Annotated in this window: 15 protein-coding genes; 9 read left to right on the forward strand and 6 right to left on the reverse strand. The window is 46.5% G+C overall.

The window, feature by feature from the left end:
* Positions 1-9: 9 nt before the first annotated feature.
* Both AAA946_RS21855 and AAA946_RS21860 read left to right on the forward strand, forming a co-directional pair.
* The gene (locus AAA946_RS21855) at positions 10-744 is read left to right on the forward strand and encodes a carbonic anhydrase (RefSeq protein WP_445206132.1); all 735 of its coding nucleotides are present in this window, start codon (positions 10-12) and stop codon (positions 742-744) included.
* A gap of 320 nt (positions 745-1,064) precedes the next feature.
* Positions 1,065-1,313: a hypothetical protein gene (locus AAA946_RS21860; protein WP_338166855.1), complete on the forward strand. Its 249-nt coding sequence runs from the start codon at positions 1,065-1,067 to the stop codon at positions 1,311-1,313.
* A 77-nt stretch (positions 1,314-1,390) separates the two neighbouring features.
* On the opposite strand, the gene AAA946_RS21865 is transcribed toward AAA946_RS21860, so the two are convergent.
* On the reverse strand, positions 1,391-2,248 hold the full coding sequence (locus AAA946_RS21865) for an SMP-30/gluconolactonase/LRE family protein (RefSeq protein WP_338166856.1): 858 nt from the start codon (positions 2,246-2,248) through the stop codon (positions 1,391-1,393).
* A gap of 174 nt (positions 2,249-2,422) precedes the next feature.
* Positions 2,423-4,069 carry a mechanosensitive ion channel family protein gene (locus AAA946_RS21870; protein WP_338166857.1) on the reverse strand — a complete coding sequence of 549 codons (1,647 nt, stop codon included), beginning with the start codon at positions 4,067-4,069 and terminating at the stop codon, positions 2,423-2,425.
* A 98-nt stretch (positions 4,070-4,167) separates the two neighbouring features.
* Between AAA946_RS21870 and AAA946_RS21875 the strand changes: the two genes are divergently transcribed.
* The 4 genes from AAA946_RS21875 (at position 4,168) to AAA946_RS21890 (ending at position 7,035) form a co-directional block, all read left to right on the forward strand.
* Positions 4,168-4,704, forward strand: a complete 537-nt coding sequence (locus AAA946_RS21875) for an NUDIX hydrolase (RefSeq protein WP_338166858.1) — start codon at positions 4,168-4,170, stop codon at positions 4,702-4,704.
* Between the two features lie 129 nt (positions 4,705-4,833).
* The gene (locus AAA946_RS21880) at positions 4,834-5,169 is read left to right on the forward strand and encodes a hypothetical protein (protein ID WP_338166859.1); all 336 of its coding nucleotides are present in this window, start codon (positions 4,834-4,836) and stop codon (positions 5,167-5,169) included.
* A gap of 221 nt (positions 5,170-5,390) precedes the next feature.
* Positions 5,391-6,539 (forward strand): iron-containing alcohol dehydrogenase, encoded by a 1,149-nt coding sequence (locus AAA946_RS21885; protein WP_338166860.1) that lies wholly within the window; start codon positions 5,391-5,393, stop codon positions 6,537-6,539.
* 187 nt (positions 6,540-6,726) lie between these two features.
* Positions 6,727-7,035, forward strand: a complete 309-nt coding sequence (locus tag AAA946_RS21890; RefSeq protein WP_338166861.1) for a DUF6482 family protein — start codon at positions 6,727-6,729, stop codon at positions 7,033-7,035.
* Between the two features lie 6 nt (positions 7,036-7,041).
* Here AAA946_RS21890 and rarD read toward each other — a convergent pair whose 3' ends face one another.
* Positions 7,042-7,965, reverse strand: coding sequence for an EamA family transporter RarD (rarD, locus tag AAA946_RS21895; protein ID WP_338166862.1), 924 nt, complete (start codon positions 7,963-7,965; stop codon positions 7,042-7,044).
* A gap of 406 nt (positions 7,966-8,371) precedes the next feature.
* On the opposite strand from rarD, the gene AAA946_RS21900 reads away from it, so the two are divergent.
* Positions 8,372-9,430 (forward strand): BamA/TamA family outer membrane protein, encoded by a 1,059-nt coding sequence (locus AAA946_RS21900; RefSeq protein ID WP_338166863.1) that lies wholly within the window; start codon positions 8,372-8,374, stop codon positions 9,428-9,430.
* 84 nt (positions 9,431-9,514) lie between these two features.
* Here AAA946_RS21900 and AAA946_RS21905 read toward each other — a convergent pair whose 3' ends face one another.
* From AAA946_RS21905 to AAA946_RS21915, 3 genes are all read right to left on the reverse strand, one after another.
* Positions 9,515-10,432 carry a DMT family transporter gene (locus tag AAA946_RS21905; RefSeq protein ID WP_338166864.1) on the reverse strand — a complete coding sequence of 306 codons (918 nt, stop codon included), beginning with the start codon at positions 10,430-10,432 and terminating at the stop codon, positions 9,515-9,517.
* A gap of 201 nt (positions 10,433-10,633) precedes the next feature.
* A complete protein-coding gene (locus AAA946_RS21910) occupies positions 10,634-11,557 on the reverse strand; it encodes a LysR family transcriptional regulator (protein ID WP_338166865.1) in 924 nt (307 codons plus the stop codon).
* A gap of 5 nt (positions 11,558-11,562) precedes the next feature.
* Positions 11,563-12,003: a MarR family winged helix-turn-helix transcriptional regulator gene (locus AAA946_RS21915; RefSeq protein ID WP_338166866.1), complete on the reverse strand. Its 441-nt coding sequence runs from the start codon at positions 12,001-12,003 to the stop codon at positions 11,563-11,565.
* A gap of 120 nt (positions 12,004-12,123) precedes the next feature.
* Between AAA946_RS21915 and AAA946_RS21920 the strand changes: the two genes are divergently transcribed.
* On the forward strand, positions 12,124-12,546 hold the full coding sequence (locus AAA946_RS21920) for an organic hydroperoxide resistance protein (RefSeq protein ID WP_338166867.1): 423 nt from the start codon (positions 12,124-12,126) through the stop codon (positions 12,544-12,546).
* A 266-nt stretch (positions 12,547-12,812) separates the two neighbouring features.
* Positions 12,813-13,613 carry a glucosamine-6-phosphate deaminase gene (nagB, locus tag AAA946_RS21925; protein WP_338166868.1) on the forward strand — a complete coding sequence of 267 codons (801 nt, stop codon included), beginning with the start codon at positions 12,813-12,815 and terminating at the stop codon, positions 13,611-13,613.
* Positions 13,614-13,863: the final 250 nt, after the last annotated feature.

The raw sequence follows: 13,863 nt of genomic DNA on the forward strand, positions 1-13,863 counted from the left end.
TAAAGGATAATTATGAAAAAACTCACCGCACTTTCTTTCGCCGTATGCGCGACCCTCTCTTTCACTTCACCTGTAAACGCCGAGGCATGGGGTTACGGCGAGGGCAACGGTCCTAACACCTGGGGCAAGGTCAGCGCTACCTGCGACCAGGGCCAAAATCAAAGTCCTGTCGACATTGAAACCAATAAGTTGACCTCAGCGAACAAGCAACCGTTGGCTTTCGACTACCAAGGCGAGGTCAAAAACATCGTCAACAACGGTCACACCATTCAAGTCAATGTGACGGGCAAAAACACGCTGAGTATCGATGACCAAGATTTTGAATTGAAGCAGTTCCACTTCCACACGCCTTCAGAGAACACGATTAACGGCAAAGCAGCACCATTGGAAGCGCATTTTGTCCATGCTAATCAACAAGGGCAACTTGCAGTGGTAGCGGTGATGTATAAGCGCGGCGAGCGTGAGAGCGCGCAATTGGAAAACATCGTACACACGCTGCCGGCAAAAGCACAAACCATCACTCCCGAGAAAACCGTTCAACTTAATGAACTACTACCCCGAGTAAAAGACTACTATCGTTACAACGGCTCACTGACAACCCCACCTTGTAGTGAAGGGGTGCGCTGGCTGGTACTGCGCGACCCGCAATTTATACCGCAACAGCAACTTAAACGCCTGTCGAAAACCATGGGTGACAACGCGAGACCGACGCAAGCACTCAACGCACGTTTAATATTGAACTAACTCCTTCTGTGTCCACTAGCATCTTTGCTAAGTGGACACACCTTGTCATCCAGGTTCACATTTACTGACACAAATGAGCTAATTACAGATGATTTGTGCGACTAACCTTCCATAAATTTACTTTGAAATTTGGCAAAAATTGACTATTTGAAGTGCCTCAAAGTTTACCGTACACAGACCATGTAACTTAGGCGTTAAACAAAACCAAGAACATGTTGCAATGATGAGAAATTAAATAACATGCTATTCAACTGCATTCCCTACACACAGTTGTACGGTTAGCCTTTGAGTAACGGTTAGCGAGATTTGGGAGACGTAGTATGCAGCAGTATGAGATCAACGTGTATGACTTGAGGTGCGATGAGCGATCCATCGTACTGAATATCGAATTTTCCGATGCGACCAAGGCCGATTTTATGTGGGGTAACATGCCCACCACATCTTGTCGTGATTATATTTCCCACCTTGTGGTTGCTGGCAATGTTGTTGCCAAAAAATACATTACTGAAGACGAGTTAAGCGATATGAATCGCGCGTCACATTACAACACACTTTCCATGACATGTTAAAGCGGAGCGGTCTGCTCCGCTTTAGTCACGTTCAAGTCACGCCGCAATATCAAACATCGCGATTAAGCGAGTGCAATTTACGCCACTACCACGCTGACGAGCTCTTCTTTCAAGCCTTGTGCAACATCTTTAGCAATCAAAAGCTTACCTTTTTCATTGCTGCCTTCCGCTGATGTCACGATAAGATCTCGCATGTCTTCACCGCCAAAGCCCACCATAGTTGGATTTTCAGACGGTACATCAATCACGTCCAACACATCACCCGTTGGGGCAATTTTCACCACAGATTGGCCCGCGTACATCGCAACCCAGTAGTTGCCCTCAACGTCGACACTCGCACCATCTGGACGGCCATTGTAATCCGTCAAATCACAGTGCAGCTGTTGCTCACCGTATTGACCTGTACTTGCATCATAAGCGTGTTTGTACACCTTGCTAGAGCCAGTATCTGCCCAGTACAACCATTGAGCATCTGGCGAAAACGCCAGGCCATTACAGGTCCAAGCAAACATAGGCAAAGCTTCGATAGTGCCATCTAGATGAAGCTGATGGAATTGTCCTTGGTCACCGACTTTCGCTCCATTACGAGTACCGGCAATGAAACGTCCACCTGGCGCACCGCGACCATCGTTGTATCGCATACGAGGAAATTCTGACACCAATGGTGCCAGCGAAATCATCTCTGCATCCCAATCTTGGATGTAGTACATGCCGGATTTTAGTGCGACAACAAACCCTTGTTCACCATGCAAAGCAAAGCAGCCTAACTTATCGCCGAACTCACGCTTCTCACTTACGCCATTTTTGTGACGCCAAAGCTCCCCTTCACAGATGTTGACCCACATCCAAGAGTCGGTGCGCCAATCCCAGCGTGGGCATTCCGCTAAATCAAAATCTAGGTCGACGAACTTTTCAAACTGTAGAGACTGTGCCACGTTGATGTCCTTTTTATACTTGTTGCTATTGGTTGGGTGTCTCACCTTACAGGTTAAAGTAAGGCGATGAATATTGGCCACTGTTTTAACAAAATCAGTGCTAACGTGCTAGCACTGATTTGTGTTTTAACCATTTAAACCGTTGCCAAAGGTAAGACCCAAAGCGCGCATGGATTAGTCTTGCCCGTCGCCAGCCAATTTAAGCGTGGTTGGCGCTTGTGTCAGACTGTCTGGATTGAGGTAGGTTGTCGTCGAAGGGAAGGCGAATTCCGCGCCATGCTCGTCAATCACGCGGTTAATTTCCATAAGCAACTCTTGCTGGGTATTCAGAAAGTCTTCTCTATCCCGGGTATCAATGTGAGCAAATACATCAATATCTAAGCTGTAGTCACTGAAAGAAGAAAAGTGAACACGCAGCGGGGACGCTAACACTCTTGGGTGCTGCGCCAAAAATTCGCGAATATCGCGCGTCACCGCGACCATCGTCTCCATTGGCGTTTCATAACGCAGCCCAAGTTTGACTAAAAATGGATAGCGATCTCGACGACTAAAATTGGTAATTTGCATCTTGACGACATCGCCATTAGAGATAGTGATCAAGGTACGATCTTTGGCACGAATGCGTGTAGAGCGCACACCAATTTGCTCGACTACACCAGAAACGCTGCCTACAGAACAAAAGTCACCCACCGACAAAGACTTATCCATAAACATGATCACGCCGCCGATGAGGTTCTCCATCGTAGGGCGAATCGCCAGCGCGATCGCCATCCCGCCCAAACTGAGTCCGGTAATAATGCCGTACACTGGTACTCCTAAACGATGCAAACCATAACCAATGACACAAACAGCACAAAAGCTGCCCGCTAGTGTACCCATGATTTGAGCAAGGCTTTTCTTTAGGCCATCAGCGAGTCGCTGACCAACCATCAGCCAGCGACACCCCGATGCGCCTAACAAGTAGGCAGCTTGAGCGATGAGTGGCCAAAACAGCAGCTCAACCATCATATTGAGCGTAGTCATTAATGTACCCGTTAAGTTGAACTGATAATCGGCCGTCCAATCAAATACAAACAGACCGAACGCCATCATGACGGGTTTGAGCAGCACATGCTGTACTTTGTGATAAATGGCGTAAGCATATAGCACTAAGACGCAACTCAGAAGCAGCAAAGCAATCCATTGCCAAATCGCTTGATCACCAATCTCGATCATCATCTCCGCTGGCATCGACTCAACAAACGCAAACCATCCCGGCGGGATTAATCGCCCCGCGCTTAACGAATAGTATTTATAGTAGTCTGGTGACGCGTCTATATTGGACGGTAGATGACTGACAAGACCGTAATACCTGTGCAGATGTGTAACGGTGTCACTAGAGAACTGATAATGGCCTGAAGGTTGCCTGACGATACTAATATTAGTATTCGGCACAGTCCAACGCTCGATGTCGGCACTATTTGGAATCGCGTTAGTGTCAAAGGTAGGCACACGATCAAGTACCTCTTTGAGCAACATAACGGACTCAATGGCCACACGGTTTTGACTCGATGCCGCTACCTGAGATAAGTCAAATGTCAGTGCTGCACGCTCAAATGAAGAGTGAATTTTCTGACGTTGATCTTCACTGACGTTAGAAAGATCGTTGTATACGATACCCAGCTCTCGATTAGCCTCAGTAACAGAGGCAATGTAGCTGTCATAGGTGAGTTTTGGAGTACTGGTATCGGGTGGAGAGAGAGGGAAGCGCTCCTGCGCATTAACAAAGCAAGCAATCAGGCCTAACATTATGACCCATGCTTGTTTAATCCATATTTTCATTGTCCTAGCCTTTGTGTTTATTATTCACCTTTTAGCATAGGATAGATTAAAAAACTGAGGTAAAATTTGCCTTAATTCTTCCTACTAAACAGTAACCTATGACAATAAAAACCCTAGATTCAACCGTCGTCTATAAAAACCCTTGGATGTCCGTTCGTGAAGACAAAATCGAACGCGAAAGTGGAAAACAAGGAATTTACGGAGTTGTCGACAAGCCCGATTGCGCGGTGATCATCGCTATTGATAACGGCGAAATTCATCTGGTTCAGCAATATCGATACGCCGTCAGTGAAACCTTTTGGGAACTGCCTCAAGGGGCATGGGAGTCAAAACCAGATGCGAGCCACTTGTCTCTCGCGCAAGGTGAACTGCGGGAAGAGACCGGATTGAGCGCCGCAACCATGACGTATGTGGGGAAGCAGTTCATTGCGTATGGTTTTCTCAATCAAACTTGCCACATTTACCTTGCTACCGACCTCACTCAGGGTGAGCCAAGCCGCGATCAAGAAGAAGAAGATCTTATCGCTCGCGCATTTACAATTTCCGATTTTGAACGCATGTTGACTGACGGGGAAATACAAGACGTGGTGACGACCGCTGCATGGGGATTAGCAAAACTGAAAGGTTTGGTGTAGTCGCTTGTTGTTAAGGAGCGATAGATAAAAACGATCTATATCGCATTTTCCAAAAACAGACTCGACTTTACAGAATAGTGATCCAATATAAATAAATACTTAATGAAACCTTATGCACAAGGAAGTCGCATGGATCTACTCACCCTTCAAGAAACGTTAATCACAACAATCCGGCAGTTGGAACGCTATAAACCAAACCTTAGACTGAGCGAGGAAGCGTACGACCTTGAATCAGCGGTCAACAAACTCACAGAGCAACTCTTCAGTTTACAATCACTAAAAACCCTCAAAGGTTCCGATAGTGATATTTCGCGCTCGATTCAGCTACTCAACGCCCTTACTGATAAAACTCACCACTCCCTTGAGCAAGGCATTGACATCGATGATCCTAGGCTCATTATTGATGAATCTTTGCGTGTAAATATTCAGCTATCCAAGCTGACGTTAGGCGAAATGACCACTTAAAGTCCATTCGATTAATCAATACTTACCGACGCAAACTAATCACAAAGGGCATACTAGTTTGTATGCCCACCACCTAACTCTATGTTTTAAATAAACAAACCGCATATCGTTCAATCCTTAAACGTCATCAAACCTATTGATTTGCATCATACTTCTCACTATTTGTGCATGATAGCTTAGCGTCATTATATTCATCATGACGAATAGCAAGGAGCATTCAAATGAGCAGTACTATTATCCTTCCATCGACCAACTTGTTAGGAAAAGAGTGTTTAGACAAAGCGCTGGATATCATCCAGCAACAGGGGTTCACAAAAGCACTGATCGTAACGGATGCTGTGTTGAACCAGATTGGCCTTGTCGCTCAAATAACAAAAAAACTCGACGATCGTCAGATCGCATTTGCAGTCTATGATGGAACTCAACCAAACCCTACAATTCAAAACGTTGAAGCTGGCCTTGAAGTACTCACTGACGAAGGCTGTGATCTGATCTTATCTGTTGGCGGGGGCTCACCGCACGACTGTGCAAAAGGTATTGCCTTAGTCGCAACTAACGGCGGAAAAATCACAGACTACGAAGGGATTAACCAAGCCACAATCGCACCATTCCCACTCGTTTCAATCAATACAACGGCAGGCACCGCATCAGAGATGACCATGTTCAGTGTGATCACTGATGAAGCAAGGCAGATCAAAATGGCGATTGTTGACCAAAAAGTGACGCCACTGATTTCGGTAAATGATCCTAACTTGATGCTCGCCATGCCAAGTTCACTGACCGCTGCGACAGGCATGGATGCACTAACTCATGCTATTGAAGCTTATGTGTCGATTGCCGCTAACCCGATCACCGATACTGTGGCGCTTAAAGCAATCGAAATGATCACCATACACCTACCGACTTGTGTGACCGATGGTGAAAACGTTGAAGCTCGTGAGCAAATGGCTTACGCCCAATTTATGGCAGGTATGGCATTTAACAACGCGCTGCTGGGCTACGTGCATGCGATGGCACACCAAATTGGCGCCACTTATCATCTGCCTCACGGGGTATGTAATGCAGTATTGCTGCCACACGTACAACGGTTCAATGTCTCAGCGAATCCTGAAAAGTTTGTCGATATTGCCAATGCTATGGGGAAAGACACGACTGGGTTAAACACAGAACAGGCGGCATTGCTTGCTATCGAGGCGATGCAGGAGCTATCAAGTAAAGTGGGTATTCCTGCCACACTCAAAGAGCTTGGTGTGAAATCAGAAGACATTGCAAAGCTTGCTGAAAGCACGTTGCAAGATGTGTGTTGTATGACTAACCCTCGTCAAGCAACTCAAGCAGAAATCGAAGCGATCTTTAGCGCGGCAATGTAATCGACGTTGTCATCAATCTATGTCAGGCGGCGACCATGCAGCCTGACTTTTACATTGTAAACCCTATCCAATCCCATCTAAACAAGAACGGATTAAGAACAATATTTAATCACTTATTGCCTGCCCTTCGTACTAATCGTCTGCACAACCCGTTTTTAAACCGCCCTGCCAAACATGGAGACGTGAGATGAATACTAAGATCAGTACGCTGGAGCAATACGCTCAATTCGACAAATTAGTTATCCATTCATTAGAAATGTCGCTCTATCAAGCATCAGTGGTCATTGATGGTGAAGAACATTATGTCACACACGACAACGGGTCGCTGTTACGCACTCATAACGTGGTGGATATGCGCCGTCTGTGTCAAAATCTGTCTGCCAAAGAAGTCGTGCTCAGACAAGACAGCGCCTATGATGAAATGGTCGGTAGTCCTATTAAACATGGCCAAAACACCTTAGAGGTCCCACTCGGTCGTTTTGACTCAGTGATGTAACGACAGTTACACAGCGCCGTGCGTGCGCGCTCGTCGCACTCCGTCTAAGGCCAATACGGACAGAGCCATCATAACCAGCAGATAAGTCGGCATGTCGGCGGCCTCAACTCGCTCACCGAGCAGTAAGCCCACGGCAAACACAAGTACAGGTTCTACATACCCTAGAAGACCAAACAGAGACATAGGTAGCGATTGTGAAGCATACAAAAACAGCAGCATTGGCACTGCGCCTGCAATCGCTAAACCAAGGTAGTAAAACCAACTCACAGCTGGGATAGCTTGAATTTGCTCAATCGGTAACAAATAGAACATCGCAAATATGGTCAGTGGCAGCAGGAATACATTATCAAGGGTAAAGCCGACATCGCTCGCCACATCCAACGTTTTGCGATGGACAAAATAGACCGGGTAGCCCAAGGCAATGAGTAACACTATCCATGACAGTCCCTCAGCCATGACATAAGCGTAGGCTACGCCAACAGCAGCCAAAACACAGGCTATCCATTGAAGTCGAGATAGCGTATCTCCGTAAACAAGTTTGCCTACGACCACCAGCACCAAAGGTAACGTGAAATAACCGAGCGCAACAGATAACGTCTCTCCATATAAAGGTGCCCAAACAAACACCCAGTATTGCGGCGCCACCAACAGGGCCGATATGAGATAGCGATGCCAGCGCCGTGTTTGCTTAAACGCTTGCCAAAAGCGGCCAATGCGTCCCGTCAACACTAAAATCACCATCATCAACCCAGCACTCCATGTCACGCGCTGCGCTGCGACCCAGTGCCCTTCGCCACCACTTACGTTAAACGTGCCCAGATCCGGTTGGAACTGTACATACAGAGGCAGCAAGCCAAACAAACAAGAAGCAAGGATGGAGGCAACGACCCCTTTTGAGGTCTGAGATAAATCATCAAATCGGCTTAGCATTCTTAACATCACCCTAGTACGGAATGTGCGAACATTATCGTAATTTTCGGTCCTAGAATACTGTTTTTTCATAGCAATCGTGAATGAGTAAACATCCACAGTTAAGCACCCCAAACCAATACTGCCGTCATCAACACCCAAATAGAGCAAACCACCTAATAAGCAAATACAAACTATTCGACTAGCGATTAGGTCAAGAGCGTTTTCAGTCCCTCCTTCAAATTGACTTGTTCGAAAATTAACAAAGGTGTCGTTAATATACCGATATAATTGGAAATATTGCAGGGATTGCTTTTAATCGTATTACCACAGAGTTGTTAGATGTATGAATTATAAGAATAGATCAATACCGTTTTATCTCCTCACGGGTACCATTTTGTGTAGTGCCTATACACAGGCAGGTATGATGGATGATTTCATTGATCCTAAAGATGGGCGGCTCGATGGCAGCCAATTTATACTTGATAACGCCGCTGGTTTTCTTCCCGTCCCGTTAACCGTGACCGATCCGGCAGTTGGTGTCGGTGGCGGTGCAGCATTGCTATTTTTCCACGAATCTGAAGAGCGCAAACAAAAACGTCTTGCTGGCGAAGAGGTCAAAGACATCCCAGCCAGTACCTCAGGACTCATGGCACTTGGTACCAATAACGGCAGCCAACTTTATGGCGGATTCCACTACGGCAATTGGATGAATGATCGCATCCGCTATATGGGTGGCTTATTTGGCGCTAAATTCAACCTCAAATATTACCCAATGGCATCACTTGGCCCTATGGATCTCAGTTTGCAGGGGATCTACTTCTTTCAAGAAATGGATATCAGAATTGGCGACTCCGACTTTTTCATTGGTGGCGCCTATAGCTACATGTCATCGAAGCCAACACTTGATGGCGTCAACGACCCACTCCTGCATTCTAAAGACGGACGTCTTGGCTGGAGGGTGATGTACGATACTCGCAACAACCAGTTCTCACCACAACAAGGCACTAAGGCGGGTCTCAAAGTCGATTACCATCATAAAGCCTTTGGCGGCCAGTTCGATTATCAAAAATATAATGCCTATGCTCAGCACTATACCCGCCTATCGAAAAGCTGGGGACTGGGCGTGCGTGGGGATGTAAAGTCAATCTCAGATAACGTCGATTTCCCAGCATCGATATACGCTCGTCCATACATCGACATGCGCGGTATCGCCGCCATGCGTTATCAAGCAGACAATACTGCCCTTGGTGAGCTAGAGCTAAGTTATGACATCGACGAACGCTGGACAGTACTTGGTTTTGTGGGAGCCGCGACAGCGTTTAACCACGGCGAAAGTATCGCCCGCAGCCAAGTACACTACACACGCGGCGGCGGTTTTCGATACCTCATCGCTCGTCAACTGGGTCTGAGAGTCGGTGTTGATGTGGCGAAAGGGCCAGAAGAGTGGACCACCTACATTCAATTTGGTAGCGCGTGGAAGTAACCCTCGCGCCTTAACAGTGTTATGCCGCCCTCTCATCCGTGGCATAATCAAATGACCATGGTTGCAGCTATTGGATTACGGCTATTACGCCGGCTTTTTCATCCTGTATACCGACAACGTCACTAAACACAGCCCAACAAAATGATACACAGTGAACGCTTCCGACAGCACCAGCACCGCCATTATGGCAGTCACTCCGGGACCAATATTTGACGTAATACTGAGCTCTGTGGCCGTTAAACGCGCCATCGCTGCGGCCACGAAATAAGAAGGCAAAACGGTGCAAAAGATCCCCAATAAAACGCCAAGCACAACCAGTTCGAACGACCAACTGTTCATCGATGTCGAAGAGGGCAGCGACAATTGAATCAATATGGCCACTCCCGCACTCCCCATGCCAATGCTAGTAAATAACTCGCTGCCCATTTTTCCGATGATGCTTTTACTCAACATCAAGTAGACCGCAAAAATAAACGCAGAAGCCACAGCCAAGCCGCTTCCTTTCCAAATATCACTGCCCAAAGATTGAACATCATGAAACAAAATCGCGGCAATACCCAAATACCCCAAGATCACAGCCTGAACTACGTTCCTTGTTGGTCTCTGACGTAAGAATAACCAGCTGAGTATGACCACAAAACTCGGAAATAGAAATATCAATAATCGCTCCAGTTGAGCACTGATATACGCCAGCGCCGCGATGTCTAAGAAGCTGGCCAGATAATAACCTAGGCTCCCAACAAGGGCGGCTTGCCATCCATAATGATGAACCAACGAGCGGCGTTGGGTATCTCGACAAAGTACGCACAGTACTATGAGATAAAAAGGCAGAGAGCTGAATGCACGCAGTGACATGATCGCGGTCGCATCGCCCCCGTATTGGTAAGCAATTTTAATAAAAATGGGTTTTATGGAAAAAAGCGCGGTGCCCACCAGAGCATATAACAACCCTTGAATTTGCTGTTTTTTATCTTGGGGGGTCGTCTGAGTCCTTGAGTTCATTCTGGTTCCTTTTCAATTCAAGGCTACGAGAATGACGGTGCGGTGTGGCTACAATCAACTCGTAGCCAGGCACAGGTGATCCTACCGAGCTACAGGCATAACGAGTACGAGCCAGAGGTAGGAGAACGTATGGTGCATAAAAATTCCTATTGATGAAATTTCAGGCTACAAGATGCGCACCTTATATGCAACCACTATCCATTAGGCATTGACGCTGAGGTCACGCAGGTAGCAACACAGCCATTGTATCGCCGGATCATTGATCGCTGCTCGGTTCCAAACCACACTATAAGCCACCTTACCGTATTCAAACGGCAAACGCTTAACCGTTAGTCCTTTGGCTTGGCTAGCAACATCTGCCCACTGCTTTGAACAAGTAAACAGCAAATCCGATTGGTGACACATCACGGCTGCCGCACCAAAATCTGGCACTATCATTTTGACATCTCGAATACCGTGCTGCTGTCTCAGTGTTTGTTCAAAATAAGGACGACTCAGTTCCGATTCAGCAATGCCAATATGCTGGCTTTTCAGGTACTGCTCAACGGTCAGTTCACATTGGGCTAGCGGGTGATCTGGGGACATCAAACACACCAATTCATCTTCTAGGACGACTTCCCATACCAACTCTTTAGTGTTCGTCGGAGGCTGGCTAACATCATGCGGCAATATAATAAAGTCCACCTGCCCACTGTGCAGTGCGCCAAATCCGAACTTAGCTTTGGTCATGATATTGAGCTTGGCTTTCGGTGTGTATTGCGTAGTCAGTTTTGCCAGTGGTTTTGCAAACAACTCAAAAGTACTTTCACGCATCGATAAACTAAACCGGCCTTCAAATACCTGCGGTTCAAAACGAGCTTGATTAAGTAAACCATTCATACTCGCCAACATGGAGTGAATCAGCGGCGCAATTTCCACGGCATAAAGCGTTGGAGTGAGCGAGGTACCGTCCCTGAAAAACAGCTCATCATCTAGGATATCGCGCAGTTGAGTAATGGTTTTGCTCACGCTCGAAGGCGTAACTGAAAGCAGCTCTGCGGTTTTGGTGACATTACACGTATCAAGCATCACATGCAGCGCCAACAAGTGTTTAAACCCGACTCGATTAAGTCCTTCAATATCCATCCGTGTTAATCCATTAAATTGTCAGTTAATCGCTCACATATCCGTTTGAGCACCATCGCTTCTTCTGGGTCGAGTTTAGCTTTACAGGCAATAGCCCCCGGAATCGACATCGCTTGATCGCGCAAAGCCGCGCCCTGGTCAGTCACAAAAATCATGCGAGCTCGCTCGTCCGACTCACTGCGCTTGCGCTCCACTAAACCTTTTTGTTCCAAACGTTTGAGAAGTGGCGTTAACGTACCGGAGTCGAGCTTCAATTCTGCCCCGATATCTTTGACATTCATAGGTGCTTGTTTCCAAAGTACCAACATGGTCATGTATTGCAGATAAGTCAGATCGATTTGGTCAAGGATTGGGCGATAAGCGCGGGTTAACGCATTGCTGGCACTGTAAAGCGCAAAACATACTTGTTTGTCTAGATCGAGGGCTTCTGGACTGTCTAACTTCATATCGAGTCACTTTATTGATTTAAGTTGTGCACAATATACTTGCAATCGTCAGATTTTAACAATATAGTTAGCGCACAACTTAATTTTACACAATTCAATAAAGCACAAAAGGATGGATCTATGTCAGCACTTTACTCTACCTCTGCAACTGCAATCGCCGGCCGTAATGGTCAAGTCGCAACCGATGATGGCCTTCTAAACCTCGCGCTTTCTTACCCAAAAGAACTGGGCGGAAGCGGCACCGCAACTAACCCAGAACAATTATTCGCTGCGGGTTATTCAGCGTGTTTCTCAAATGCCATTCTGCACGTTGCACAACAACAGAAACTCGCCGTAAAACAAGCGCCAACCAAAGCCACTGTGGCACTGAAAGCAAATGAACAAGGCGGATTTGTGTTAGATGTAGCACTGGATGTCACTCTTGAAATGGATGACGCAGCAGCGCTAGAGCTAGTGCGTGTTGCGCACCAGGTTTGCCCTTACTCCAATGCCTTGCGTGGCAACGTTGATGTTGTCGTAACGGCCAATGGTCAGGCAATCTAACCCCCATCTGGGCAGGCTCTCCCCTGCCCAGGTCACCATCGCTCCAATACCCTAGCCATCTAAACCGTACTTTATTTTCTATCAAAAATTTTTCTCGTTAAAAAAGCACCATTCCTTAACAAACGTTCAACACCTTTAGCAAAAGGCGATCCCGATCAAGAAAAAAACCAAAATTCACAGAAAAGTAATAGCCGTGTCGAAAAACTTTTTTTATAATGCGAATTAATGTTTCAGAACACATTAAATTCTTTTATTAGGGGATCAACATGAGACTTATTCCATTACAGAACGCAGAACAAGTAGGTAAGTGGGCTGCTCGCCATATCGTTGAACGTATCAACGCTTTCAAACCGACAGCAGAAAAACCGTTTGTTTTGGGTCTGCCTACTGGTGGAACGCCTCTTTCAACGTACAAAGCACTCATCGATCTGCACAAAGCCGGCGAAGTTAGCTTCAAGCACGTTGTAACGTTCAACATGGATGAGTACGTAGGTATCGACCCTGAGCACCCTGAGTCTTACCGCTCTTTCATGTACAACAACTTCTTCAACCATGTTGATATCCAAGAAGAAAACATCAACCTTCTTGACGGTCTTGCAGACGATATCGACGCACACTGCGCGGCATACGAAGAGAAAATCCGTTCATACGGTAAGATCAACCTATTCATGGGCGGCATCGGCATCGATGGTCACATCGCATTCAACGAACCAGGTTCATCTCTAAACTCTCGTACTCGCATCAAGACACTGACTGAAGACACGCGCATCGCAAACTCTCGCTTCTTCGACAACGACATCAACCAAGTGCCTAAATACGCACTAACTATCGGTGTTGCAACTCTACTAGACGCAGAAGAAGTGATGATCCTAACTATGGGTCACAACAAAGCTCAAGCTCTACAAATGGCTGTAGAAGGCTCTGTAAACCACATGTGGACAGTGACTGCGCTACAAATGCACCCTAAAGCAATCATCGTTGCTGACGATGCAGCTCAACAAGAGCTAAAAGTGAAGACAGTTCGCTACTTCAACGAACTTGAAGTTGAGAACATCAAAGGTCTATAAGCTTTTATAATCCTTCAGATACAAGGTAGCGGAACTTTTCTTCTGCCTTGTGTCTAACAAATTGTTACCTCTTTGCACTTTTAGCAAAAGGCAACAAAAGCGATGGAAACGCACAGTATTCCAAAGCTCCGTATAGGTCGGGCTTATATGCCAAGCTAAGCCCGACTTTCTCTCGCTGCGTTCCCATTCCTAATCACTCACAACACCTTAAAAAAGACTTGTCATAACAAGACTAACCTCAAGTAGTACA

It is taken from the genome of Vibrio sp. 10N, assembly GCF_036245475.1.
Classification (GTDB): Bacteria; Pseudomonadota; Gammaproteobacteria; order Enterobacterales; family Vibrionaceae; genus Vibrio.